We start from the raw sequence: 25508 nt of genomic DNA on the forward strand, positions 1-25508 counted from the left end.
ATTATTTTAAGTGTTTTTACTTACATTATTAATTAAATGTTCGTTAGTTTCATAGCGAACATAATCGATTCAGTACGTCATCTAAATAATGCATAAAGCCAAATAAATAAATTACCTATAAAATCATATAGTTAAATTATCTATGTAGATCTGCATCACAAACTACTCTTATTGTGATTGTTTTTTCGTCATGCTCGAATTAACTTGCTAACTCGAAGTAGCAAAAATTAGCATAGCGTTAGCAAATGATGAGGGTTCGCATGGAACAACAATATTTTATTGGCGTTGATGTTGGCTCAGCCAGTGTCCGTGCAGCGGTATTTGATAGCAATGGAAAGCGTTTGGGCTTTTCTGTCCGCCCTATTGCTCAATTCCGTCCAAAAACGGATTTCGTTGAGCAATCGTCTACCGATATTTGGCAGCAGGTTTGCACTACCGTAAAAGAGGCGGTGGCGTTATCTGCTATTGATCCTATCCATGTGAAATCTATTGGTTTTGATGCCACTTGTTCTTTAGTTGCAGTGGGTAAGGACGGTAAAGGGCTTTCTGTTTCACCAAGCGGTAACGCTGAACAAGATATCATCATGTGGATGGATCACCGAGCTGTACAAGAAACGGTCACCATCAATCTGACCAATGATCCTTCACTGCGATATGTCGGTGGTGAAGTGAGTATTGAAATGGAATTGCCAAAAATTCTGTGGTTGAAAAACCATTACCCAGAACGTTATCAAAATGTATGGCGATTCTTTGATTTAGCAGACTTTTTAGTTTGGAAAGCAACATCAGGAGATGTAGCAAGTACCTGCACATTAACCTGTAAATGGAACTATTTAGCACATCAGGGACAATTCAGTGAGAGTTTGTTAGCCGATGTAGGTTTGGATGAATTATTAGAAAAAGTACCACAAACCATTCTGGCATTGGGTGAACAAGCAGGTTGTTTAGATGAGTCGGTTGCCAATGCGTTTGGCTTGCACACGGGTGTCATTGTTGCTTCAGGCATTATTGACGCACATGCGGGTGGCTTGGCATTAACGGCATCACAACCTGAAGGGAGTTTGGCAATTATCAGTGGTACATCTAACTGCCATATGATTGTGAGCCAATATCCCATTATGGTGCCCGGTGTTTGGGGACCTTACTTTGGCGCGATGTTACCCGAATTATGGCTAAACGAAGGTGGTCAAAGTGCCGCTGGTGCGTTAGTTGAATGGTCTATCCGCCGTCATGAGTCATGGGCTGAATTAGAGCAAGAAGCGAATGAAAAAGGCGTTAACTACTATGCCTTATTAAACGAAGCTGTCGCTGAATTGGAAGAGAATGAACAATATCCAACGACACAGTTTCATGTTTTAGCTGATCATCATGGCAATCGTTCTCCGCGCGCCAATCCTGCTGCAAAAGGTATGGTAAGCGGATTAACACTGGAAAGTGGTCGTGTTGCATTGGCTCGTTATTATCTTGCAACACTGCAATCTATTGCTTATGGCACACGCCATATTATCGACACACTTGAAGATGCTGGACATCAAATCAATCGCATCGTGATGTGCGGTGGAGCAACGAAAAATCCATTGTGGCTACGCGAATACGCCAATGCGACAGGTCGTGAAATTCATTTAGCACAAGAAGAAGATGCGGTGAATTTAGGGGCTGCGTTACTCGGTGCTGTCGCGTGTAAAGCCTTTGATGATTTCTCAAAAGCTGCCAGCGCAATGGTACGAGAAGGCAGCATTATCACACCAGATAGCGACACGTTTGCTTTCCATCAAGCTAAATATCAAGTTTATTTGCAGATGTATCAAGATCAGCAGCGTTATAACGAAATGATGTCAGATTGTTGACCTCTAATTTTTCCGATTATGAACCAAGTTTACCTCACCAGGGATATCTTATGTTGAACTTAAATCTACCAAAATTACCAACAACCATCACAGCAGGTCAGAAAGAGATCCTGATGGTCACCAACGCAGACTTACGTGAGCCTGCAAACGTAACATGCTGGCCTGTACAGAAAAAATTTGAAGATAAATTGGCTGCAGCATTAGAAGCTCAAGGTTACAAAATGAAGCGTGCTCATGAAATTAATGAAGCTCGCGGTCATGGTTTTATCAGTAGTCAGCGTGAAGGTTGCGACATGTTTGCCGCTATCGATCCTGATGCGCCGGTTATCGTGTTATTAACTGCATGGCAATATTCACACCATATTGCCTCTTCATTAGCACACCATCGTGGTCCTATTTTACTGCTAGCTAACTTTGATGGTACATGGCCGGGTTTGGTAGGAATGTTGTGTTTAGCGGGCACGATGACCAGTTTAGGTAAAAATTATTCACGTTTATGGTCAGAAGAATTTGATGATGAATTTTTTGTAGATGGCTTAGCGACTTGGTTAAAATATGGTTATGTAAATCATAAGCTTAGCTATCTTACAGATATTGCGCCAACACACAGGGTAATGGCGACAGACGCTGGCGAAGTGGGTCGTAAAGTCGGCGAATATATAATTAAAAATAAAGAAATAATTGGTTTGTTCGATACATTCTGTATGGGAATGATTAACGGGGTCTTCCCACAACAGGCGATGATCAATATTGGTATGCCAATTGAATCCCTTTCTCAATCTGCGTTACTGGTCGAAATGGCGAAAGTGCCGACAGAATTAAGAGAGGCATGTTTACAGTGGTACGAAGATAACGGGATGACGTTTATGTTTGGTCAAGATGACAAAACTGAACTCACTCGTGAACAGGTAATGGAGCAGTGCGCCATGATGATTGCAATGGCGCGTTTCGTCAAACGTTTTGGTTTAACTGCGGTGGGTGTGCAATATCAGCAGGGCTTAAAAGATTGTTGCCCAGCGTCTGACTTTGCTGAAGGTGCGATTGGTTCAACCGCGCGTTTCCCACTACCAGATGAAAACGGCGAGATTATCTGCCCTAATACACCAATTCCTTGTATCAACGAAGTGGATATGGGTACGGCTATTCCTCAAACGATGTTATGGCGTTTATTAACCTCATTAGGATTACCGGCTGAAACCACATTGCATGATATTCGTTGGGGTAGTGAGTATGAAGGCACGTTCTACTGGGATATGGAAATTTCAGGATCGGTTCCTTTTGAACACCTCAAAGGCGGCTTAAAAGGTGCGACAGGTTATCGTCAGCCTCCGATGTTCTTCCCTAAAGGAGGATCAACTATCGCAGGTCAAGGTAAAGCAGGGCGTTTGTTATGGGCGCGTGCACACTATGAAGGTACTGATGTAATTATGCATATTGGTACTGGCGTAGCGGTGGAATTACCTGAAGCAGAATTTGAACGTCGTCGTAGAGCAACTAACTACGAATGGCCATTACTGAACTGTACGTTAGATGGCGTAACACGTGATGACCTTATGGCGGGGCATCAAAGTAACCACATTACCGTGGCTTATGTTGATGAAGATAAATTGGCGTTTGTGCTTAAAGCATTCGTTGCTCAAGCATTGACTCAAGGTATCCAAGTGAAAGTGGCAGGCGATGCCATTAACTTACTGTAAGGAATTGATGATGAGCCAGCAAAAATACGTCGGTGTTTGGCCTGTTATGTTAACTCCCTTTGATGCCAAAGGGGAGATTGATTGGGCGTCATTAGAGCGCCTTGTAGACTGGTATATCGATTCTGGTGTACATGGACTCTTTGCTGCCTGCCAATCAAGCGAAATGTTTTATTTAAGTGATGAGGAAACTCAAGCACTTACCCGCTTTATCGTTGAAAAAGCAGATGGAAGAGTACCTGTAGTGGCTTCTGGCCATACTGCAACCGCATTAAGCCAGCAAAAAGAACAATTGCAGGCAATGGCAGGTACAGGTGTTGATGGCGTCATTATGATCAGTAATCGCTTAGCGCTTATTGGTGAGTCTGATGATAAAGCGCTGGAAACACTGCAAGTCTTAACCAATGTGGTACCAAAAGAGATTGATTTGGGCATTTATGAATGTCCTCATCCTTACAAACGCTTGTTATCTGAAGAGATTGTAGAGTGGTGTGCACAAAGTGATCGCTTTACTTTCATCAAAGATACGTGTTGTTCTCTACCAATGATAGAGCGCCGTTTGGCATTATCAAAAGGAACTCGCTTGCATCTTGCAAACGCCAACAGTCAAACGCTATTAGCTTCATTCCAAGCAGGATGTCAGGCATATAGCGGTGTTATGGCCAATTTCCATCCAGAGCTTTATGTTTGGCTTTATGAGAATTGGAAAGATAAACCAGAGCAGGCTGCGGTGTTAGCAGATTATTTATCAACAGCAGCGATGACCGAAACACTGGATTATCCAGCATGCGCTAAATATCATCAGCGCCTGATTGGTAACTTCAGCACACTGGTCTGCCGTTCCCGTAACAGCAGTCAGTTTGAAAACTCATTTTTCCCTTCTGCCGTCAATAGCATGACTGCATTGGGTGAGAATATGAAGAAGTGGCTTTCGTTAGATTAATTTAGGACACAGGAGTAGGAATATGCCTTTCGTGATGAAGGAAACCCAGTTTGTGCTTGATAATGCACATTCACTTTTTAATCACTGCCATGCTTCAACGATTGTGCGTGTGCCTAACTCTGAGCGTTTGTTAACCGCTTTTTTCGCTGGCGATAAAGAAGGTAGCGGTAATACCGCTATCTGGCTAGTGATGAAAGAGGGTGATCATTGGCAACACGCTCAACCTGTTGTTAAAAATCCGGGTGTTGCACACTGGAATCCAGTTTTACATGTTGACCCATCAACAGGTAATATCTGGCTGTTTTATAAAACGGGTCCCGATGTACATAGTTGGACGACCCAATACGTTATCTCGAAGGATGGCGGAAATAGCTGGAGTTTACCGAGTGAATTGGTTTCTGGTGATGTAGCACCTAGAGGTCCTGTGAAGAACAAAGTATTAGTGATGTCGAATGGCGAGTGGTTGGCACCAGGATCGGTTGAGGATGATCAATTCTGGGATGCGTTTGTCGATATTTCAAGTGACAACGGTCAACACTGGTTGCGAGTGGATATTCCGATTGAACATCATAAAGGTGGGCAGACGGAACATGAAATCTGGCAGGGTTTAAAGGACGATGCCCTATGGGAGACTGATCTACAACGCGTTTTTCAATGGGATGGCGTGATACAGCCAACACTATGGGAATCCCAGCCTGGGCATGTGCATGCCATGATGCGGAGTACGCGCGGTACTATTTATCGTAGCGATTCAACGGATTATGGGCGCAGTTGGTGTCCGGCTTATGCAACAATATTACCAAATAATAATAGCGGCATTGATGTCGTCTCCTTCGCAGATGGTCAACTGGCATTGGTGTATAACCCGAATTCAGGTAACTGGAGCCGTCGTTATCCTATCTCTGTCAGTCTTTCATCCGATAATGGCAGTACTTGGTCTGAACCATTCGATTTACTCGATGGGGAAGGCGAATTTTCATATCCGGCTATTATTGCTGAAAACAATACCCTACACGTGACCTTTACTTGGAATCGAAAAAACATTGTTTATCAGCAATTAATGGCTACTCAATAAAAATGTGGAGAAAGGGTTTTATGAAAAAGAGTCTACTCGCAGCGTTGGCGATTACGATGACACTGGGCATGGGGAATGCTGTTGCCCAACAGTTAACGTATCCTACAAAAAATATTGATGTTGTCATCCCGAAAAATCCGGGCGGTGGTACTGATACTTCTGCTCGTACTATCATTGAATTTGCAAAAGATGTTATGCCAGCTGGACGTATCTTCGTTCCTGTGAATAAGCCTGCTGGTAATGGTTTAACGGGTCTGATTGAAGTTGCTAATGCGCGCCCAGATGGCACAAAATTAGTGATGACAACCGTCGAATTGGCGATGTTCCCACACCAAGGAAAATCACCTGTTACTTATAAAGACTTTACCCCAATCGCAACAACTATTGCCGACCCAGTGGTATTAGTTGTTAATGCAGAATCACCTTACACCACGTTACAAGAGTTTATCGATGGCGCGAAAGCGAATCCGGGTAAACTGAAAGTCGGTAACTCGGGTATGGGTGCTATTTATCACTTAGCGGGCGTGAATATCGAACGTACTACTGGCGCTAAATTTAACCATATCCCTTATAACGAAGGTACAGGTCCTTCAATCGCAGCATTAGTGGGTAATCACATTGATGGCGTATTAACCACACCAGGTGCGGTTAAATCTCAAGTTGATGCGGGTATTTTACGTGTTCTTGGTGTAATGGATGAACGTCGTTTCCCATTATTCCCAGCAGTACCGACTTTCAAAGAAGCATTGAAATTAGATACTAACGTGAAAATGCGTGCTTGGGCTGTATTAGCAACAACCGCTAATGTACCTGATAACGTGAAGAAAGAGTTAGTGGATGCATTCTCTGAAGTGGTTCAAAAACCTGAATATCAAGAAGCATTGAAAAAACAAGGTATTATGCCTGTATTCATCACTGGTGACGATGCTTACCAAATGATGAAAGAAGACCACGAGATGTATGCTGAGCTAATTTCAACAACCCTGAAAAAATAACCTTTCTATTATTATAAACCACCCTACCTGTTACGGCAGGTAGGGTCGGGGAGATCCCGACATGACAAAAATCAATACAATCATCGGTGCGATTTCAGTGGCTTTCGGGGCACTAATTATCTATCTCTCCCGTGATATGAGCATGTTTGATGATTATGGTGTACCAGGGGAACGTTTCTGGCCTTACGGTTTAGCCATCTTATTTATTTTACTGGGGATTTTTCAATGGATCAGTGTTGTGGTTGATAAAATCAAACATGTACACCAGTCTGTTGACCTGAGTTCTACTGCAGTTAAACGCGCTTACGGTTTGGGCCTCTTTATGTTGGTCTATGCCACAGGCCTGCACTTTTTTGGCTTTATTATTCCGTCACTGCTTCTTATCCCGATCATTATGTGGCTGATGAATGAAAGAAAACCTATTGCATTGGTTGTTATTCCGGTTGTAATAGTTGCCGTCGTTTATGTCTTCTTTGACATTATCTTTAATTCACCTCTGCCAACCTCCGTCTTTTTTGAGTAAGCGGTAAAGGAGCTTTGAGATGGAAATACTAGACGCTTTAATGGTCGTTTTCAGTCTGGAAACGATAACGATGATCCTGTTAGGGGTGTTCGCGGGTATTATTATCGGCGCATTACCAGGCTTAACAGTGAATATGGGGATTGCATTACTTCTCCCATTAACTTATTCCTTCCAAGGAATGACAGGGATCCTCCTGTTATTAGGCATGTATTGTGGTGCCGTTTATGGCGGCTCAATTACTGCGATATTGATTAGTACGCCGGGTACTCCCGCTTCCGCTGCAACGGTATTGGACGGTTATCCAATGGCGAAAAAAGGGGAAGCAGGCAGAGCGTTGGGTTTATCTACGATGGGCTCTATGTTTGGAGGCGTCTTTAGTACGATCGCCCTGATTGTTATTGCGCCTCAATTAGCAAAAGTGGCGACGGGTTTCTCGGCGGCTGAATATTTTGCGCTCGCTGTATTTGGCATAAGTATTATTACCAGTGTATCATCGCAATCGATTGTGAAAGGATTAATGGGTGGTGCGATAGGTTTAGCGATTGCAACTATTGGTCTTGATCCAATGACATCTGGGCCTCGCTTCACCTTTGATACCGTTTACCTAATGGGTGGCGTTTCGTTTATCCCTATCTTGGTGGGTCTGTTTGCTTTCTCTCAAGGACTTATTAGCTTTGAAGAAGAGTACCGTGAACGCAAACAGAAGAAGAGCGAAAAAATTAACGCACGTATTCACCGTGTATTACCGACATGGGCTGATTTTAAACGTGTATTACCAACTTATTTTCGTTCATCTGCCATTGGTACAACGATTGGGGCTATTCCGGGAACGGGCGGAGATATCTCATCATTTATCTCTTATAACGAAGCGAAACGTTGGTCTAAACACCCTGAAGAATTTGGTCACGGCTCACCAGAAGGTGTTTCTGCGCCAGAAGCCGGTGCAAACTCAGTCACAGGCGGAACCATGGTGCCGTTAATGACCTTAGGTATCCCAGGTGATGGCGCAACCGCCATTATTATGGGTGCGTTTATGGTTCAAGGATTGGCATTGGGGCCTCAGCTTTTTACGGACAATCCCGTTGAAGTAAACAGTATCTTTATTGGCTTGATGATGGCGAATATTTTCCTCGGTATCTTAGGTTTCTTATGTATGAAACTCTTTGTTCGAGTGATGGATGTGCCACGCCGTGTATTAGTACCTATTATCTTTGTATTATGTAGTGTCGGTGCTTATTCTGTGAACCATAGTATCATCGATGTATTTGTGATGATGGGGGCAGGATTGCTCGCTTACATTATGATTAAGCTCGATTTTTCCATGTCTCCTGTGGTTATCGGGATTATCTTAGGGCCGATGGCAGAATCAAATTTACGTCGTGCTTTAATGATGTCTCAGGGTGATTTATCTATCCTGTATACACGCCCGATTACAGCGACATTCTTAGGTATTGCGATACTGACGTTGATCCTACCCATTATTGGACCTTCGTTAAAAGCGATGTGGAAGAAATACCGAGCTAAGCCTGCTCAGTAAAGGTTAACAGGCCCTCATCATTACGATGAGGGCACAATATCAATAATGGAATATTAATGGCAAAAACAGTTGAACAGATTGCAAATGACCTGAATTTGTCTATTACCACAGTCAGATTGGTATTAAATGGCAAAGGTGATCAATACCGGATCAGTGCAAAAACGCAAAAGAAAATAGCGGACTATGTTGAGGTGTTTGGCTATACCGTCAATCATGCAGCTAGAAGTTTAAAGCTGAATAAAACAGATACCTACGGATTGGTTATCCCTCGTCTTTCTAACCCATTCTTCGCTGCTTTAGCAGAAAAATTAGAGATGCATTGTCACCAAATTGGTTGCCAGCTAACAATTAGCTGTACCTATGGTGATATCAAAAATGAAAATAAGCTTGTTAAATCAATGGATGAACGCAATGTTGATGGTATTTTCATTGTTTCATCAAGCCGCAAAAATCAGCTACACCATGTTAAGCATCGTCAAAAACCATTGGTATTTTTAGATAGAGATTTCTCTGTGAGTGAGGCTATTTGTGTCGCTTCAGATAACTGTGACAGTGGTGCTCAACTGACAAGAGCGATGATAAAGCAAGATGCACCAATCCATTTTTTTGCGGGAGATGCATTACTGCCTACGATTGCAGCGCGTTTGCGCGGTTATGTGCAAGCGATAAAAGAGCATTATGGCGATGATAGTCGTGTCACGGTCTCTTATGCAGAACAGAATACGACCAAAGATGGCGAACAAATGATGAAACAGTATTTAGAGCAACATCAGCAAATACCGACTCATTTTATTGCCTCATCACTGCCTATTCTTGAAGGTCTATTGAGTGTTATTCGTCAGCGTGAAGGTGTTATTCCTGCTCACCTCCATATTGGTACCTTCGATGATCATGTGATGTTGAGCTTTTTACCTAATAACGTGTGGTCAATGAAGCAAGATGAGGCTTTATTAGTCGAAAAAGCGTTTGAAATCATGACGGCAAAAATTTCAGGTAATACCGTGAAATCCCCTTCACTTATCAAAACACAGCTTATCGAGCGCCTAATCTCTACCCAGTGAGTCAATTAAATTGCTTATTCGCCTCACTTTGTGAGTAGATTAGCAAGATTAATTGACTTATCACTGTATAAATAAAACACAATAGGAACATGAGTCTGCTCGTTTTATTGTTATTCTTTTTTTATTTCTGTGGGCACGCGTTACGCTATTTATATAGCCTTATAAAAAATGGGGACTCTTGATTATCTGTAATCAGAGGCTCATAATTTAAGCGGATAGTTCCATTTTATTAATATAAAAGGATATTAAAGAAAGATGAACGATGATGTTGACCGATGTCCTGAATGCGAAGTAAGGGCATATTATACGAATGATTTTGTTCGTGTTTATCAAGCCTATTCAAATACTATTGCTCAGAGCGCAGTCGCAAACGGAACATTTGTTTCGCCCCCCTTTAGTATGACCCGCATGACTTGGGTAAAACCTTCCTTTCTTTGGATGATGTACCGTTCTGGTTGGGGACGTAAAGACGTTAACCAAGCTTCTATTCTTGCCGTTGATATTACCCATGAAGGCTTTCAAGAAATGCTGACACAAGGTGTTGTGAGTCATTTTGACCCAGACCGCTATGTCAGTGCTGAGGCTTGGAAAGCGGCATCAGAAACCAGTAATATCCGTATTCAGTGGGATCCTGAACGTGATATTTATCTGAATCGACTCAGTTATCGCACTATCCAAATTGGTTTGCGAAATCAAGCAGTTGAAAAATATTGCCAAGAGTGGATTGTGAATATTACGGATATTACCGATAAGGCACGTAAAATAGATAATTGTATTGCTAATGGTGATCTCGACACCGCATACAGCCTATTGCCAGTAGAAAAGCCATATCACTTTGGTGAGTAATCTATCACGATGTCACCCCGCTTAATTAGCGGGGTAATTGTAAGTTAGGATCAGGCTTGTACCAGTTCAGGACGAACGCCTAGCGTATGGCAAATAGCATAGGTCAGTTCTGAGCGATTAAGTGTATAAAAATGGAAGTCTTTGACGCCTTCTCGGCTTAAGATCTTCACCATATCAATTGCAATTGATGCACCTACCAGACTACGGGTTTCAGGATCATTATCTAACCCATCAAACATTTTATGCATCCATCCCGGAATTTTTACATTGGTTAAATCGGCAAAGCGTTTTAACTGTTTAAAATTAGTGACAGGTAAAATACCAGGCACAATTTCCACATCAATACCTGTTGAAACACAGCGATCACGAAAACGTAAATAGCTTTCGACATCAAAGAAAAACTGAGTGATGGCGCGATTTGCTCCTGCATCGACTTTTCTTTTTAAGTTAATTAAATCCGCTTGTGCGCTTTTTGCTTCAGGATGGACTTCAGGATAAGCTGCAACGGAGATATCAAAATCACCCACGCCTTTGAGTAAATGAACTAAATCGGTGGCGTACATATCGGGCTTTTGAGTGTTGTCCGGTAAATCACCTCGTAAGGCAACAATATGTCGAATACCACTTTGCCAATAATCTTGTGCGATATGTTGTAGTTCTTCACGGCTAGCATCAACGCAAGTCAAATGCGGTGCGGCTTCTAATCCTGTACGCTCTTTGATCCCTTTAATAATCGAGTGCGTTCTATCTCGCTCGCCTGAGTTTGCACCATAAGTCACAGAAACAAAGCTCGGTTTTAAGGTATTTAAGCGCGCAAGAGATTGCCAAAGAGTATTTTCCATCTCTTCGGTACGAGGTGGGAAAAACTCAAAAGAAACTTGGATCTGGCCATCAAGTTCGGCAAGATTTTGGTTTAATGCTTCATGTTGGCTTGCGTGATAAAAGCTCATACCTATACCTCATCAATCATGTCACTGTGTTGTTATTCTTATTTAAGTATCACTACCTAATTACCCATCTAACCATTTAGACGTCTAGATGTAGATTCTCTTAATTAGGTTATTTAGTCAACAACTATTCACCTTGTTTTTGATGAGGATAATTCAATCAAAAGGAGAGAAAATTTCATGTTGAAAGAGACTCTATGATGAAAATGAGCGTATTGAGAGGTCAATCTTCTCATTTTTCTTCTACAATAAAGTTAACTAACGTATTGATGAGAGGCGAAATGATCACTTGTAAACGTGTTTATGATGATAAAGACGGCGAGCATGAAGGTTATCGTGTGTTAGTCGATAGGCTCTGGCCAAGGGGTGTGAAAAAGACCGATTTTCATTATGATGAATGGAATAAAGGTGTCGCGCCTTCGACTGAATTACGAAAATGGTTTCATGGCGGAGGGGGCGATTTTACTGAATTCAGGCAACGTTATACGCAAGAATTAATGGCTGCACCTGAACATTGGCAATCACTTGTCGCAATAGCCAAAAAGCAACCGCTGGTATTACTTTATTCAGGTAAAGACGAGCAACAAAATAATGCAACAGTGTTAAAAGCTTTTCTAGAAAAGCAGTTAACTCATGATCAATGATGAGTAATTTTAGCGTTTTGGTAAAAAAAGCAAAAAAAAGTGGCGCGGTATTAGGCGCCACAAAAATTGCTAATAAAAACATCGAACAGAGTCAGAGAATAGGGTGACTATTCTTATGAATTTTGTGTATTAGCCGCTAACCATTGACTAATACGTTGTTTTTGTTCGTCATCTAGCCACATGCCGAGTTTGGTACGACGCCAAATCGCATCATCAACTTCGATAACCCACTCATGTTTCACTAAATAACGTAATTCTGCTTCATACAGATTATGACCGAAGTTTTCGCCCATACCGGCTAAATCAGTAATACCTTCAAGCAGTAATTCAGTGTTGCTACCATAAGTGCGAGCAAAACGCAGCGCCAGTGCTTCTGGTAACCAAGGATGACGTTGACGAATTAAACGTGAATAACCATCACGATCACAACCTTCTAAATTACCACCCGGTAATTGACCATTTTTGGTCCACGGTTTACCCATGTTAGGGAAGTAGCTTGCGAGTTTATCAACGGCGTGTTCGCCTAATTTACGATAAGTCGTTAATTTACCACCAAATACAGATAATAGTGGTGTTTGACCATTATCATCGTGAACATCTAAGGTGTAATCACGGGTTATCGCTTGTGGTGAATCGGATTCATCGTCGCACAATGGGCGTACACCAGAGTAATTCCAAACGATATCTTCTTTGGTTAACTGCTTTTTAAAGTGATCGTTATAGACTTTCAGTAAATACTGAACTTCGTTGTCATCAATAGCGACATCTTTAGGATCACCTTTATATTCAACATCCGTAGTACCGATGATAGAGAATTCATCCATCCAAGGAATAACGAAGACAATACGGTTATCTTCGTTTTGTAAAATATAAGCTTGTGGTTCGTTATGAGCACGAGGAATAACAATATGGCTACCTTTAATTAAGCGGATACCATAAGGTGATTTCAGTTTTAAGCCTTCGTCAAACAGGGTTTTAACCCAAGGACCAGCCGCATTGACAAGAGCTTTTGATTGATAAAGCGATGTTTTACCAGTACGTAAATCTTGCGCTTCTACCATCCACAAATTATTTTCACGCCAAGCGCGGGTTACTTTTGTGCGAGTACGCACTTCACCACCACGACGGACGATTTCTTGTGCATTGAGTACCACTAAACGTGCATCATCAACCCAACAATCTGAATATTCAAAACCGCGTGTTAATTCTGGTTTTAAAACAGAGTTTGCACCAAATTTAATGCCTTTACTGCTTGGTAGACTGACACGTTTTCCTAAATGATCATAAAGGAATAGACCAATACGGATCATCCAAGCTGGGCGTAAGTGTGCTTGATGTGGCAGGCGGAACCGCATTGGAAATGCGATATGTGGTGCTAAGCGTAATAATACTTCACGCTCTGCCAGTGCTTCGCTAACTAAGCGGAATTCGTAGTGTTCTAAATAACGTAAACCACCATGAATAAGTTTAGAGCTCGCGGAAGATGTCGCACTTGCTAAGTCTTGAGCTTCCAGCATAAGTACTGAAAGGCCTCGGCCAGCTGCATCCGCCGCAATTCCAGCGCCGTTTATCCCGCCGCCGATGACAATCAAGTCTTGAGTTTTCATAACATCCTCCTACGAATGCGCGAAATAATTCTTTAATGTTCGTTTTCGCTCACAATTGTAATGAAGTTTGATGAAAATGCCAACTATATAACTGATAAAAAACATAACCGCGTGATATGGGTAACAATTTATTATCATATCCACATTTTTTGTGGGTTTATTAATAATAAGCAACATTGTTCATGTATTAATGAAAAAGAGTGTAGACAGATCAAAAATGAGAGCAAATAGAATGGATTAATCTGAGTTTAGTAGGAAATAGGCGAAAAAAAAGTACCTGATAAGGTACTTTTTGAGGAATTTATTCAATTAACATAATTCGAGTTGAACGTTGTGTTGCTCAACAATTTTTTGGATCCCTGCGGGGGGTTCTTGATCGGTAAATAAGTAATCGATTAGATTCATATTACCTAAATTCACCATCGCATTACGACCAAACTTAGAATGGTCAGTCACCAACATTACACAGCGTGAATTTTCGATAATTGCGCGTTTAGTGCGAACTTCATGGTAATCAAACTCAAGTAGAGAACCATCCATATCAATACCGCTTATCCCTAAGATACCGTAATCAAGACGGAATTGAGAGATAAAATCAAGTGTCGCTTCACCGACAATGCCACCATCTCGTGTACGTACTTCACCACCCGCAAGAATTAAGCGAAAGTCTTCTTTGCCCATCAGTAACGTTGCCACATTGAGATTGTTGGTCACGATACGTAGGTTTTTGTGGTTAATTAATGCATGTGCGACCGCTTCAGGTGTTGTACCGATATCAATAAACAGTGTTGCACCATCAGGAATTAAGCTTGCTACTCGTTGTGCGATACGTGATTTTTCATCAGACCACATAATTTTACGATCATGATAAGCCGTATTCACTGAGCTTGAAGGTAATGCCGCACCACCGTGATGACGTTGGATTTTGTTCTTTTCCGCTAATTCATTTAAATCACGTCGGATGGTCTGTGGGCTGACTTCAAAATGCTCCACCAATTCTTCAGTGCTGACATAGCCTTGTAGGCGTACCAGTTCAATGATGGCATCATGTCGTTGCGTTTGCTTCACAGGTATCCCCTAATGTTAAAAATATCATGTTAATTTTATTATGATCTACGAGATAATTGATGTCGATTATCCCACAAAGCCATCAATAAGCCGATAAGGAAGCCTGCAAAATGTGCAGCATTCCCGATAGAGTCACCTAAAACGCCCATATAACCAGCAACAATCCACAAAATTGAAAAGACGATTAAACCTGTTGGAGCGCCAATACCTTTTTCTGGATTACGTATTCCTGTTAAACCGACATAGCCAATTAATGCGTAAACAACGCCAGAAAGCCCACCAAAGTTGGAATCTGTAAACAAGGATTGTGCCCAATTACTAAAGAGCGCAGAAACGAGCATGATCACAAATAATTTACCGGTGCCTAATTGTTGCTCTGTTTGACTTGCGAGATACCACCACATAGCAAGGTTGAAGGCGATATGCATCAGTGAAAAATGAATAAACGCTGGGGTAATATAGCGCCAAACTTCAAGGTTTAAGCTCTCTTCATAAGGCCATGCTAAATGGAGCATGACATCATAGTCACCAACCACTTGTTGCCAGATAAAAACGAGGATACATAAAATAATCACCAGTACCGTTAACGGCCCTGAACGTTGCACCATATTTTTTATCGAAAAAGCTGGGCGATATTTGATACCCGTATTTTGCGGATTACCGGTTTGCCAACTTGCGGCTTGGTAACGTGGGTGAAAAGGCTCGCGTAAAAAAGTATTGAGTTCTTTTTCAACCATATCCAATTGATGTTGGTCTTCTAACCAAAGTGAGATCTGCTGATTTTCATTTTTTGCGTGAATTCGCACACCTTTTGTTGCCATATAATTGACAAATAAATCAGCTGCTTGAGGGTTAGAAAGCGTAATAATGTGGATCATTAACAAAACTCATCTGTAGTTATTGCAGAGAGGTTATCGCTTGTGGAAACTCTCTTAGCCATGCTTCAAAACCACCATTAACACTGTAAACGGTTTCAAAGCCCATATTGACCAGATATTGAGCTGCTCCTTGACTGCTATGACCGTGATAACACATCACCATCACAGGCACATCAAAGTCAGCATCTTGTAAAAATTTGTTTAGCGTATCATTGGTGAGATGAAATGCGCCGGTAGCATGACCCATGCGGTAACTCTGAGGATCTCTAACATCAACTAAGATTGCCGATTGAGATGTCCAGAATTGATAGGCTTGTTCAATGCTGAGAAATTGAAACTTATCCATAATTGTCTTATTTATTATATTGTTAATTGATTTATTTGTTCTGAGCGAGAGAACGGTACATTTATCATAACGTCAAATAGGTAAAGATGACGTTATACTTTGTAAATGATTATTTTAATAAACAAATCCCCCATGATATCCGTGCAGGTGAGTATCATAGGGGATGTGATACTGAAGGATCAGTAGTAGGAATGTTCACCACGTTGGTGTTCAGTTAAGTCTTTCACACCTTTTAATTCATTTGGGAACTGGTTTAACAGTTCTTTTTCGATACCATCTTTTAATGTGACATCAATCATTGAACAACCGTTACACCCACCACCGAATTGTAAGATAGCATAACCATCTTCTGTGATTTCCATTAGACTAACACGACCACCATGCCCTGCTAATTGTGGGTTAATTTGTGATTGTAGTACGTATTCTACGCGTTCAATTAATGGTGCATCAGCATCGACTTTACGCATTTTTGCGTTAGGTGCTTTCAGGGTTAATTGTGAGCCTAGTTGGTCAGTAACAAAATCAATTTCTGCATCTTCTAAGAAAGGTGCGCTGATGTCATCAACATACGCAGAAAGTTTTTCGAACTTAATTTCAGTATCGTTTGGTTCTACGGCATCAGGTGGGCAGTATGAAACGCCACATTCAGCATTAGGTGTGCCTGGATTGATAACGAATACGCGAATTTGGGTGTTGGGTTCTTGGTTAGCCAGTAGTTTGGCAAAATGCGCCTGTGCGGCATCAGTAATAATAATCATATCGTCTTGCTCAATAGTTGACTGTTCTGGTTGGTTATCATACGCCCAATTGGCGGTTAACTACAAGGTTCGACAAATCGCCCATACCTCAACAGAGCGTGCTCCCGCACGAAATAACAAGGGGACAATACTCTTTAATGTCGCGCCTGTAGTGATAACATCATCAATTAGTGCCAGATTTTTCCCTGATACCGACACTGTGTTATTTAATATAAATGCATTCTTTAAATTTTGTTGCCTTTGCTTGGCATTAAGATGCGTTTGCACCAGTGTAGCACGAGTTCTTATCAGGGTATCTGGTTGATAAGCACAATTTAGCCACCTTGCCAAAGGCTTAGCAATCGCTTCTACTTGCTCAAAGCCCCTAGACCAACGGCGATGGCGATGCGAAGGAACGCTAATAATTCTATCGGGTTTCTGCACCCCATTTTCTCTATGATGTGAAAGCCATCGCAATAGAAAAAGTCGTGCGAGACATAAAGCTATTTGAGGGCGAGGTTGGTATTTATAAAGGTGTAATAATTTATTTAATGGAGGTTGATAGTCTGTGACTGTCAACATCTGTTTCCATGGTGGAGGCGATTGTAAGCAGCGCCCACATAGCATCATAGCGTGAGATGAGGGATATAAACAGCATGGGCAACGGTTATGTTGTTTAGGTAAATAGCGAATACAACTCGAACAAATACCTTTAGTATCATAATGTAAGGGTTGGCGACATAACCAACAATATCCTGCTATTGTTATCCACATAATCAAAATCCCTGTATTAAGAGAAGAGATCATAACAATGAATAAATTGTATTGGCAGACAATCGGTGAAGGAAAAACAGATCTTGTGCTATTACACGGGTGGGGATTGAATGCCGAGGTCTGGCAATCATTAATACCGCGGCTAAGCTCGCATTTTACACTGCATCTTGTTGATTTACCGGGTTATGGGCGTAGCCAAGGTTTTCCTGCCCTCACATTAAAAGAGATGGCAGAGATTGTTTTTACAAAAGCGCCTGCTAATGCTATTTGGCTAGGATGGTCTCTAGGTGGATTAGTCGCGAGCCGTGTTGTTTTAGATAATCCTAATAATGTGCAAGCGTTGATTACCGTAGCTTCTTCACCTTGTTTTGGTGCTCATGACGATTGGCCTGGTATCAAATCTGAGGTTTTAAGAGGGTTTGAACAGCAGTTAAATGAGAATTTTCATCGTACAGTTGAGCGCTTTTTAGCACTGCAAACATTAGGTACTCAAAGTGCGCGTGAAGATATGAAGGCATTAAAATCAGTGGTATTAGAGCAACCTCTTCCTTCTGTTGAAGTGCTTAATGGAGGATTAGAAATTCTGCGTACTGAGGATTTACGAGAAGAGTTGAAAATGCTGAGTTGCCCTTTTATTCGTTTTTACGGTTATTTAGATGGGTTAGTACCTCGAAAAGTAGCTGGGTTATTAGATGCTATTTATCCACAATCACCTTCGGTTATTTTCCGTAATGCGGCTCATGCACCGTTTATTTCACATCCAGATGAATTTAGTGACGCACTTATTCACGCATGTAAAGAATGAACTACTATTATGCACCAAGCAAGATAGAACCGAGTGTGATGATAGAAAAATCCCCTATAAAAATAGGGGATTTAAGTCGGTTATACACCATTATTGTTAGCGTAATTGATAAAGCTTTGTCTGGCAGGCGGTGGCTTCAGGGCAACTTTTACAACTGCCCGTAAGACAATCCTCGACATCTACCTCTTGAAGCTTACCCATCAATGTGAGCCGCTCTAACATTGCTTGCACCAACGGTTCAGGCATATTGAGTTGATGGCTGATAAGACGGGCATCGGCTCGACCATTAAGGGCGATACAATCACGTACTTCTATCAAACTAGCCATCTTACTTTTCCTTGGTCACTTAGTGACAACTACCTTTTGAACAACATTGTTTAGCCAATGAAGGTTTATTGCTTAAGTTAATTGTTAGACGATTACGGGCATTACGCAACAAGATAAACAAAATTAAGTTGAAGATAACTACAGCCGCAATGGTGATACCACTACTTTGTGGATGCTCGCTAAAGGTTGCGGTTTGATAGAACAGCGCAGCCAGTGAGTAAGCAATATTTAATCCCCAAAGAATAGAGAAGGTCATCCAGCCACGACTGGTTTCACGCGCAATAGCACCCATCACTGAAACACAAGGCACATACAGTAAAACAAAGATTAAATAGCTGTATGCAGCAATGCCGGAGCCAAATTTTGCCCCCATAGTTCCCATTGTGCCGGTATCCATTTCACCATCACCTTTACTTGCTTCAATTGGATTAGAAAGCGCAGCTAGCGTGAAAGTCTCTTTTAAGCTATCCCATGTTTCACCAAAGGCGTCACCAATTTCACCCCACAGATCGAATTCTTCAGGATCAAAAGGCTCGTTCACAATGCTTTCCGCGGTATAAAGGGTATTTAATGTTCCCACAACCACTTCTTTTGCCATCGCACCAGTGACTAAACCTACCGTTGCTTGCCAGTTATCGTTATGAACACCAATAGGTTGCAATAATGGTGTGATCACTTTACTGACCTCTGCCAATGCAGAGTCATTGATGTTATCGGCAGGCTTACCTGAGAAAGTAAAGCTATTTAATGCACCGATAAACATACTGGCAATAATAATGACTTTACCCGCACGTACCACGAAGCCTTTTAAACGCTGCCAAGTTTGCATTAGTAACGTTTTTAGGTGAGGAACATGATAAACAGGCAGTTCCATCACGAAAGGTGATGCTTCGCCGCGCATAATGGTGTGTTTTAGCAACAAGCCTGTGAGGATAGCAACCACAATACCCAGAAGATAAAGCGAGAAAACAACACTCGCGCCGTTTTTACCAAAGAAAGCTGCCGCAAATACCGCGAAGATCGCTAAACGAGCACCACAAGACATAAACGGTGCCATTAATACGGTGATCAATCGCTCTCTGGGTGCATCTAGAGTACGCGCACCCATAATGGAAGGTACGTTACAACCAAAACCGACAATCAGTGGTACGAATGATTTACCCGGCAATCCCAGAGCTTGCATCAATCTATCCATAACAAATGCGGCACGAGCCATATAACCTGAGTCTTCAAGGATAGATAAAAAGAGGTACATCATCCCGATTTGTGGCACCAATGGAAGAACAGTATTGATACCGCCACCGACACCTTGAGCAAGGAAAATTGTCAGCCATTCAGGGAAGTTAAACGTTGCACCAACCCATTGAATACCATGAATAAAGATAGTTTCGGAGCCACCTTCAAAAGCAGGTTGTAATGCACCACCAATGTTAATTGCTAGAACGAACATTAAATACATAACAAACAGGAAGATAGGAACACCTAACCAACGGTTTAATATCACTTTATCGATATTTTGTGTCAGAATATTCGGCTTAATGGACTCCATATTGATCACGGTATGACAGATGCGCTCAATATTTTGGTAACGGGCATCCGCAATGACTAATTCTGGTTCATTATTCTGTTCGTCTTGAATGCGTTGGCGGATGTTTTTGATATCTTCACTCGTGATTTGAGCTCGTTGGTGAGTATAAATATCGCCCTCTAAACACTGTAATGCCATCCAACGACGTTGCTGTAAATTAAACTCATCATGATTAATTTTTTCAGCAAGTACCTCAACTTCATTTAATAACCATAGTGGATAAGAAGTGAGTAATTCTTGTGGTTTTTTCTTTTCAGCCGGGAAGGTATCAATGGCTTCTTTGAGCTTATCAATGCCAGATGCTTTGGTTGAAATCATTGGAATAACAGGACAACCCAAATGTTCTGAAAGTGCCTTGATATCAATTTGCATATCTTGGTGTTCTGCAATATCGAGCATGTTTAATGCCACGATACACGGAATACCAAGCTCAAGCAGTTGCAATGTCAAATAGAGGTTACGCTCAAGGTTTGATGCATCAACCACGTTAATCAACATGTCTGCTTCATTACTTAAAATGAAATGGCAGGCGATTTGCTCATCAAGCGATGTCTGTTCTGAGATTGTCGTTAAAGAGTAAGTTCCGGGTAAATCGACGAGCTCAATTTTATGATTTGCAGTTGTGAAACGACCAACTTTACGTTCGACCGTTACACCCGCCCAGTTACCCACACGCTGACGAGAGCCTGTTAACTGATTAAAGAGTGTTGTTTTACCGGCATTGGGATTACCGATAAGGCCTATAGTGAGAGGAGTCATAATAGTGATGCCAATAGTTGTCTTGCCAGGTTGAATGAGAAATAACGATTATTTTTCGTTATGAACTACTTCGCTAAGATTAATGAATGCGAGATCTTTTTTTCTTAAAATTAGGGAGACTCGGTGCGTTTCTATTTGAATAGGATCACCCAGTGGGGCGATACGAATAACGTTAAACACAGCGCCAGGTAACATACCTAAAGATAACAATTTCTGTCTGTATGCAGGGCTAATCTGAGGTGAGTAGCTCAAGATTTTATAACTGTGATTTGGGATCAGAGACATAATCGTCCTTCCACGAATGTTGATACAAAAAATAATGATACTGATAATTATTAACGCGTATGAGAATTCACATAATAATAGTCAGGATAATTATAATAAATATTTTTAATGCTAATGAGAATTATAACTATCCTTATTGGGTATAATTTAGCCTAGACTACACTTATCTGCACTTGATTTAAATCAACCAGAGAAAAGATATTGGGAGGAAATCAGGCTGTTTTCTCTATCTGTTACTAGACAAAAACAAAATGTGAAGTGTTGAGATGTCGATGTAGCAATAAAATAATAATCAATTAATAGTATTAACAGGGAACAAGATAAACGTAGATTTCAAGAATATGAAGATCGCGAGCTTAAGTAAAAAAGCTCGCGTTGTTATTGTGAATGCCTACTAATTAGTGAGTTTGCTGGTGGCTAAAAAGCTGGTAAATATTGTTAGGGGTATAGCTATCACCTTCAAATGAAACGACCCAATCAGTAATTAAATCTATATTGATGGGATAGATTTCACCTTCTTGCATCTCTTTCACATAAAATGGCACATTGAGTAATTTTGCATAAACAGTGTCTCCATCACGAGACTGTGGCACAAACCACATATGCTCTAGCTCTTCCTCTTCACCATAAGGAATGCCGAATTTGATCATAAATTGCCACGGGTTTTCGGTCTCTTCGGGTTTGTCTTTTCCTAATAACTTGGAGAGAAACCCACTTTTTTTCTCAACAGGTGGTTGATTGTAGTTATCAAACATAGAAACGAAGTATTCCCAACGTCGCTTGGCTTTTTCAGACATCTCATAGGTTTCTTCATTGCTACGCAGTAGCATCATCGCTTGCTGCTCTTCATAACCTTTAAAGAAGGTTTCTAAAACAGGATTTTCTTCATTGGTTCTAAATAGCATAGAAGAAGGATGTTGATGATATTCATCACGATCGGCCAAATCACCCAAGAAAACGCCGTGTGGTGCACCTTCCGTGTCGTAACGCATCTCTTCTAAAGGTCTAAGGCTTTCGAGTGGTGTTGATTGATTAATATGGCGAATACCTTCTTCAAAAGGTAATGCGACAAGATACTCCAAGCCTGATGATGTTTGACCGCAAAGCATTGGTTCACCAAATGCAATTTGGCGATGATTAATGCTGTTATTAACAAAGCAACGGAAGAGATCAGGAATACCATAGTAAGATTCAAGCATACTTGGAATAACTAAATCGACTTCTGTTAAACCACAACGAGCTAATCCATGTGTATGGAACCAGAACATGGTTGGTGGTTCATTTTCTGTGTCATAGACAGCATGAATAACATATAAGCTTTCTACTTCAGGATAAAGATCGGGCGTTTCTAATTGGAAGCGTATCCACTCAGGCGTTAATGCTTTACCTGCCGCTGATTCATCTAATGCTAAAACTATTTCGGGTGCGATGATATTAAGAAAATTCAGTTGATGGCGATAACTCGCTAAAGGATGCAAGGTTTCAGTAAACAGTGTTTCCAACAATAAATCTTGAGTTGTGGTATTTGCGTGCGCTAATAATTGCGGGGTAAGTTCATCTGTTGAATACATTGGGCGTATTTCGTAATTTTCATCACGAGGGTAAAGACAGACAAAAAAATGTAACTCGTCATCACCATGTTGGCAACGATAGAAAAAACCGTCGTCAATATTTTCACTGAGATAATTTATTTCACCATCAGTGTAATCTGTCTGTTCGTCTAGACGTTGTTCAATAAGCGCATAGTTTAGTGGCTGTGCAGGGAAGGCCACTATACGAGAGGGCACTTTTTCTCCTTGCCCGGCTGCGATATCTAAGTACTGCTGTCTGTTATCCATATTTTTTATCACTCGTATATTAAAGATAGAAAAATAGGATATCAGGGATAACAAGAGAGGAATAGATGGAGTTATCTGAGCTTGTGAGGGTTATTTAATCTATTGTTGATAATAAAAATTAATGAAAAGTAAAACAGAGAAAACGTTATAAAAAATAACGGATATCAATAAGTTATTAATATCCGTTAGATGTCAGCTAATCAAGGAAAATAATTAATCTTTTGATTATTTACCTTTCAGCAATTGCATGATGTCTTCTGTTTTCTCTTCATCGTCATCATCTTCAAACTCAATACCCAGTTCAACCATTAATTCGTCAATACGATCAAGGGTTTTCTCAGTATAAGCCTGTTCTTCTGCGTTGAGTTTTTCACCGTTTTCAAGACGAGACAGTAATTCATCTAAACGAGCATCGTTTTCTAACAGGTCTAATTCTTGCTCAGATGTTAAACGAACGGGCTCTTCTTTAACGGGTGCCGGTTTTTTCTTCGCCACTTTTGGTGTATCACCCACAATCAGAGGGATCGGTTTTTTGCTACCAATACGGGGATCTTTCGGCGCTGTATTTTTCGTTTGCTGTTTATTTTCCGCTTCCTGCTGACGGTTACCGGCAGGATTGCCGCGGTGTTTTTTTTGACGTTTACGTTCACGTCCTTCCGCGTTCAGCTCTTCACGAGATTTCTTACGTGTTTTAGCTGCGGGTTTTCTTTTAATCATATTCATAATGGTAACTCGATAGTGATCTTCTTGGTTGCGCAATCTATCAGAAACAAATTTTCAATAAAAGCGCAAATTTAAGACAATTTAATTTTTGCTCACGTACAATGTGCGGTTCGTTTCACTATACTTTACTGTGTTGTGACGTCAATCAACGACCAAACTAAATTAATTAACTTAAATTTTTATTTATTATGACATTATTATCTGCACAATTACGTAAACCAGTATATTGGTGGGTTATTGGTTATGCGACGCTCTGGATCTTAGTGAGTTATCTCTTTGACCCTACCGTGCCTTATGATGCTGTTGAGGCTGTTAATTGGGGCACTAATGGAGGGTGGGGATCTCCAAAAAATCCTTGGTTTGTTGGTTTTATAATGACACCGGCTATTTATGGCGGTATCGATTTTAGCTTTTATTGGTATTTTATCCACTTTATTGTCATTGCCATTGGGCTATTAGGTGTTTGGAACTTAGCCTATAAGTTGACACAAAATACTAATCTAGCTTGGTTTGCTATGTTGTCGCTTAATTTATCTGGCGTTATCAACTTTGATATTATCCCGTATAACGATAATTATATTCTAGTGGGTTGTTGGGCATGGGCGTTCTATTTTTTCCTTTGTGCTATTAATGACAATCAAAAATATTGGATTGGTTTTGCGATTACGATGGGTATCGCCACAATGGGGAAATATTCATCGTTAGCTTTTATAGGTTCTGTGTTTTTATCAAGCCTTTTTGTACCTAAAGTTCGAGCAAGTTATTGTTCTCCCTATTTCTATATAGCGTTGGTTATTTGGTTTGCTTTTGTTATCCCTAATTTTATTTGGTTATGGCAAACCGACTTTGCCGCTTTTAAGTGGGTCGATTCACAAATAGAAAACCGTTTTAATTTGCGTACAACGCGTGCTGTACTGACGGTTTTTTATCCCATTATCTTGATGTGGGTAATATTACGTCTTTATGGTGGCCGAGTAAGTTGGTCTGCATCTAAAGATAGCCAATTATTGAATTTTGTATTGCTATTCCCATTGGTAATTATTTTTGTCTGGTTTAGTTTTCATGAAGGTGGACGTATCACGGAATGGTTACAACCCTTTATGTCAGTTGCAACTGCGCTTTTTGTGGGTTCAATCAGTGTCATGCCTAAGCGTTCATTGCGTGGTGTATTGTACGGTTTAGGTGTGTTTGGCATGTTGGTTGTTTCTGGCTATACCGTCGTTCAAGCTGCTAATGTGCGTAATGCAGGTCAAAAATTTATTGGTGTAAAAACCTTTGTGCAAGAGGTTGAACAAGCATGGCATCAGCATTATCACACGCCACTTGCATATGTTGGTGGTGAGTATATGCATGAATGGGTGACTTTTTATGGTAAAGATAGACCATTATCTTCACAGCCTTGGGTGTTAGAAGAAAATGTTCAACCACCTAATATTTATAATCGATATATAACACTTCAACAATTAGAAGAAAAAGGTGTCGTCTTAGTGAGTGCAGTCGGCTATTACTGTGAAAAAGCACATTTTGATGAAGGATTAAAACACTGGCCGAGCTTAAAAATAGCGGATACTCAAGAGATAATGTTTCGTGCTGAACCTGATGCCATTGCCGAGCCAGTTTGTATTGCATTTGTGGCGCCAAAAACACATAAGGAAAAGTAG

At 40.9% G+C, this 25508-nt stretch carries 24 protein-coding genes; 12 read left to right on the forward strand and 12 right to left on the reverse strand.

Annotated elements, in window-relative coordinates:
* The first annotated feature begins 260 nt into the window (after positions 1-260).
* The 9 genes from GWI59_RS03450 (at position 261) to GWI59_RS03490 (ending at position 10521) form a co-directional block, all read left to right on the forward strand.
* Entirely contained in the window at positions 261-1847 is a 1587-nt protein-coding gene (locus tag GWI59_RS03450) for an FGGY-family carbohydrate kinase (RefSeq protein WP_115065682.1), read from the forward strand.
* A 50-nt stretch (positions 1848-1897) separates the two neighbouring features.
* A complete protein-coding gene (locus GWI59_RS03455; protein ID WP_006534527.1) occupies positions 1898-3544 on the forward strand; it encodes a hypothetical protein in 1647 nt (548 codons plus the stop codon).
* A gap of 10 nt (positions 3545-3554) precedes the next feature.
* Positions 3555-4484, forward strand: coding sequence for a dihydrodipicolinate synthase family protein (locus tag GWI59_RS03460; RefSeq protein ID WP_109399133.1), 930 nt, complete (start codon positions 3555-3557; stop codon positions 4482-4484).
* Positions 4485-4506: 22 nt separating this feature from the next.
* Positions 4507-5559 carry a sialidase family protein gene (locus tag GWI59_RS03465; protein WP_006534529.1) on the forward strand — a complete coding sequence of 351 codons (1053 nt, stop codon included), beginning with the start codon at positions 4507-4509 and terminating at the stop codon, positions 5557-5559.
* Positions 5560-5579: 20 nt separating this feature from the next.
* A complete protein-coding gene (locus GWI59_RS03470; protein WP_228407144.1) occupies positions 5580-6554 on the forward strand; it encodes a tripartite tricarboxylate transporter substrate binding protein in 975 nt (324 codons plus the stop codon).
* A 61-nt stretch (positions 6555-6615) separates the two neighbouring features.
* Entirely contained in the window at positions 6616-7077 is a 462-nt protein-coding gene (locus tag GWI59_RS03475; RefSeq protein ID WP_006534532.1) for a tripartite tricarboxylate transporter TctB family protein, read from the forward strand.
* Positions 7078-7096: 19 nt separating this feature from the next.
* Positions 7097-8614, forward strand: a complete 1518-nt coding sequence (locus GWI59_RS03480) for a tripartite tricarboxylate transporter permease (RefSeq protein ID WP_006534533.1) — start codon at positions 7097-7099, stop codon at positions 8612-8614.
* 56 nt (positions 8615-8670) lie between these two features.
* Positions 8671-9675, forward strand: a complete 1005-nt coding sequence (locus tag GWI59_RS03485; RefSeq protein ID WP_006534534.1) for a LacI family DNA-binding transcriptional regulator — start codon at positions 8671-8673, stop codon at positions 9673-9675.
* Positions 9676-9930: 255 nt separating this feature from the next.
* On the forward strand, positions 9931-10521 hold the full coding sequence (locus tag GWI59_RS03490) for a DUF4291 domain-containing protein (RefSeq protein ID WP_072064911.1): 591 nt from the start codon (positions 9931-9933) through the stop codon (positions 10519-10521).
* A 50-nt stretch (positions 10522-10571) separates the two neighbouring features.
* Here GWI59_RS03490 and metF read toward each other — a convergent pair whose 3' ends face one another.
* The gene (gene metF / locus GWI59_RS03495) at positions 10572-11471 is read right to left on the reverse strand and encodes a methylenetetrahydrofolate reductase (protein ID WP_109399131.1); all 900 of its coding nucleotides are present in this window, start codon (positions 11469-11471) and stop codon (positions 10572-10574) included.
* A 278-nt stretch (positions 11472-11749) separates the two neighbouring features.
* Here metF and GWI59_RS03500 point away from each other — a divergent pair, with 278 nt between their 5' ends.
* Positions 11750-12112, forward strand: a complete 363-nt coding sequence (locus GWI59_RS03500) for a DUF488 domain-containing protein (protein WP_072064908.1) — start codon at positions 11750-11752, stop codon at positions 12110-12112.
* A gap of 113 nt (positions 12113-12225) precedes the next feature.
* On the opposite strand, the gene glpD is transcribed toward GWI59_RS03500, so the two are convergent.
* The 6 genes from glpD to gntX all read right to left on the reverse strand — a co-directional run bounded on the left by glpD (position 12226) and on the right by gntX (position 17522).
* On the reverse strand, positions 12226-13719 hold the full coding sequence (glpD, locus tag GWI59_RS03505) for a glycerol-3-phosphate dehydrogenase (protein ID WP_161669732.1): 1494 nt from the start codon (positions 13717-13719) through the stop codon (positions 12226-12228).
* A 309-nt stretch (positions 13720-14028) separates the two neighbouring features.
* A complete protein-coding gene (locus tag GWI59_RS03510) occupies positions 14029-14787 on the reverse strand; it encodes a DeoR/GlpR family transcriptional regulator (RefSeq protein WP_006534541.1) in 759 nt (252 codons plus the stop codon).
* Between the two features lie 38 nt (positions 14788-14825).
* The gene (gene glpG / locus GWI59_RS03515) at positions 14826-15665 is read right to left on the reverse strand and encodes a rhomboid family intramembrane serine protease GlpG (protein ID WP_109399129.1); all 840 of its coding nucleotides are present in this window, start codon (positions 15663-15665) and stop codon (positions 14826-14828) included.
* A gap of 19 nt (positions 15666-15684) precedes the next feature.
* Positions 15685-16011: a thiosulfate sulfurtransferase GlpE gene (gene glpE, locus GWI59_RS03520; RefSeq protein WP_006534543.1), complete on the reverse strand. Its 327-nt coding sequence runs from the start codon at positions 16009-16011 to the stop codon at positions 15685-15687.
* A 179-nt stretch (positions 16012-16190) separates the two neighbouring features.
* The gene (gene nfuA / locus GWI59_RS03525; RefSeq protein ID WP_006534544.1) at positions 16191-16769 is read right to left on the reverse strand and encodes a Fe-S biogenesis protein NfuA; all 579 of its coding nucleotides are present in this window, start codon (positions 16767-16769) and stop codon (positions 16191-16193) included.
* A gap of 60 nt (positions 16770-16829) precedes the next feature.
* A complete protein-coding gene (gene gntX, locus GWI59_RS03530) occupies positions 16830-17522 on the reverse strand; it encodes a DNA utilization protein GntX (RefSeq protein WP_072064903.1) in 693 nt (230 codons plus the stop codon).
* A 37-nt stretch (positions 17523-17559) separates the two neighbouring features.
* Here gntX and bioH point away from each other — a divergent pair, with 37 nt between their 5' ends.
* Positions 17560-18327 (forward strand): pimeloyl-ACP methyl ester esterase BioH, encoded by a 768-nt coding sequence (gene bioH / locus GWI59_RS03535; protein ID WP_161723984.1) that lies wholly within the window; start codon positions 17560-17562, stop codon positions 18325-18327.
* A 96-nt stretch (positions 18328-18423) separates the two neighbouring features.
* Here the strand turns inward: bioH and GWI59_RS03540 are convergent, their stop codons facing one another.
* From GWI59_RS03540 to yihI, 5 genes are all read right to left on the reverse strand, one after another.
* Entirely contained in the window at positions 18424-18654 is a 231-nt protein-coding gene (locus GWI59_RS03540) for a FeoC-like transcriptional regulator (protein ID WP_006534547.1), read from the reverse strand.
* 19 nt (positions 18655-18673) lie between these two features.
* Entirely contained in the window at positions 18674-21001 is a 2328-nt protein-coding gene (feoB, locus tag GWI59_RS03545) for a Fe(2+) transporter permease subunit FeoB (protein ID WP_161723986.1), read from the reverse strand.
* Positions 21002-21049: 48 nt separating this feature from the next.
* Positions 21050-21286, reverse strand: coding sequence for a ferrous iron transporter A (gene feoA, locus GWI59_RS03550; protein ID WP_109399125.1), 237 nt, complete (start codon positions 21284-21286; stop codon positions 21050-21052).
* A gap of 398 nt (positions 21287-21684) precedes the next feature.
* The gene (locus GWI59_RS03555; protein WP_161723988.1) at positions 21685-23124 is read right to left on the reverse strand and encodes a DUF4026 domain-containing protein; all 1440 of its coding nucleotides are present in this window, start codon (positions 23122-23124) and stop codon (positions 21685-21687) included.
* A gap of 225 nt (positions 23125-23349) precedes the next feature.
* The gene (yihI, locus tag GWI59_RS03560; RefSeq protein ID WP_072064892.1) at positions 23350-23847 is read right to left on the reverse strand and encodes a Der GTPase-activating protein YihI; all 498 of its coding nucleotides are present in this window, start codon (positions 23845-23847) and stop codon (positions 23350-23352) included.
* A gap of 188 nt (positions 23848-24035) precedes the next feature.
* On the opposite strand from yihI, the gene GWI59_RS03565 reads away from it, so the two are divergent.
* Positions 24036-25508 carry a glycosyltransferase family 39 protein gene (locus GWI59_RS03565; protein ID WP_161706157.1) on the forward strand — a complete coding sequence of 491 codons (1473 nt, stop codon included), beginning with the start codon at positions 24036-24038 and terminating at the stop codon, positions 25506-25508.

Source organism: Proteus sp. G2673 (genome assembly GCF_009915125.1).
Classification (GTDB): Bacteria; Pseudomonadota; Gammaproteobacteria; order Enterobacterales; family Enterobacteriaceae; genus Proteus; species Proteus penneri.

What these genes read in the sequence shown, in the direction of transcription:
- GWI59_RS03450 (WP_115065682.1), top strand. Translation starts at nt 261, where the DNA reads ATGGAACAACAATATTTTATTGGCGTTGATGTTGGCTCAGCCAGTGTC.
- GWI59_RS03455 (WP_006534527.1), top strand. Translation starts at nt 1,898, where the DNA reads ATGTTGAACTTAAATCTACCAAAATTACCAACAACCATCACAGCAGGT.
- GWI59_RS03460 (WP_109399133.1), top strand. Translation starts at nt 3,555, where the DNA reads ATGAGCCAGCAAAAATACGTCGGTGTTTGGCCTGTTATGTTAACTCCC.
- GWI59_RS03465 (WP_006534529.1), top strand. Translation starts at nt 4,507, where the DNA reads ATGCCTTTCGTGATGAAGGAAACCCAGTTTGTGCTTGATAATGCACAT.
- GWI59_RS03470 (WP_228407144.1), top strand. Translation starts at nt 5,580, where the DNA reads ATGAAAAAGAGTCTACTCGCAGCGTTGGCGATTACGATGACACTGGGC.
- GWI59_RS03475 (WP_006534532.1), top strand. Translation starts at nt 6,616, where the DNA reads ATGACAAAAATCAATACAATCATCGGTGCGATTTCAGTGGCTTTCGGG.
- GWI59_RS03480 (WP_006534533.1), top strand. Translation starts at nt 7,097, where the DNA reads ATGGAAATACTAGACGCTTTAATGGTCGTTTTCAGTCTGGAAACGATA.
- GWI59_RS03485 (WP_006534534.1), top strand. Translation starts at nt 8,671, where the DNA reads ATGGCAAAAACAGTTGAACAGATTGCAAATGACCTGAATTTGTCTATT.
- GWI59_RS03490 (WP_072064911.1), top strand. Translation starts at nt 9,931, where the DNA reads ATGAACGATGATGTTGACCGATGTCCTGAATGCGAAGTAAGGGCATAT.
- metF (WP_109399131.1), bottom strand. Translation starts at nt 11,471, where the DNA reads ATGAGCTTTTATCACGCAAGCCAACATGAAGCATTAAACCAAAATCTT.
- GWI59_RS03500 (WP_072064908.1), top strand. Translation starts at nt 11,750, where the DNA reads ATGATCACTTGTAAACGTGTTTATGATGATAAAGACGGCGAGCATGAA.
- glpD (WP_161669732.1), bottom strand. Translation starts at nt 13,719, where the DNA reads ATGAAAACTCAAGACTTGATTGTCATCGGCGGCGGGATAAACGGCGCT.
- glpG (WP_109399129.1), bottom strand. Translation starts at nt 15,665, where the DNA reads ATGATCCACATTATTACGCTTTCTAACCCTCAAGCAGCTGATTTATTT.
- glpE (WP_006534543.1), bottom strand. Translation starts at nt 16,011, where the DNA reads ATGGATAAGTTTCAATTTCTCAGCATTGAACAAGCCTATCAATTCTGG.
- nfuA (WP_006534544.1), bottom strand. Translation starts at nt 16,769, where the DNA reads ATGATTATTATTACTGATGCCGCACAGGCGCATTTTGCCAAACTACTG.
- gntX (WP_072064903.1), bottom strand. Translation starts at nt 17,522, where the DNA reads ATGTGGATAACAATAGCAGGATATTGTTGGTTATGTCGCCAACCCTTA.
- bioH (WP_161723984.1), top strand. Translation starts at nt 17,560, where the DNA reads ATGAATAAATTGTATTGGCAGACAATCGGTGAAGGAAAAACAGATCTT.
- GWI59_RS03540 (WP_006534547.1), bottom strand. Translation starts at nt 18,654, where the DNA reads ATGGCTAGTTTGATAGAAGTACGTGATTGTATCGCCCTTAATGGTCGA.
- feoB (WP_161723986.1), bottom strand. Translation starts at nt 21,001, where the DNA reads ATGACTCCTCTCACTATAGGCCTTATCGGTAATCCCAATGCCGGTAAA.
- feoA (WP_109399125.1), bottom strand. Translation starts at nt 21,286, where the DNA reads ATGTCTCTGATCCCAAATCACAGTTATAAAATCTTGAGCTACTCACCT.
- GWI59_RS03555 (WP_161723988.1), bottom strand. Translation starts at nt 23,124, where the DNA reads ATGGATAACAGACAGCAGTACTTAGATATCGCAGCCGGGCAAGGAGAA.
- yihI (WP_072064892.1), bottom strand. Translation starts at nt 23,847, where the DNA reads ATGAATATGATTAAAAGAAAACCCGCAGCTAAAACACGTAAGAAATCT.
- GWI59_RS03565 (WP_161706157.1), top strand. Translation starts at nt 24,036, where the DNA reads ATGACATTATTATCTGCACAATTACGTAAACCAGTATATTGGTGGGTT.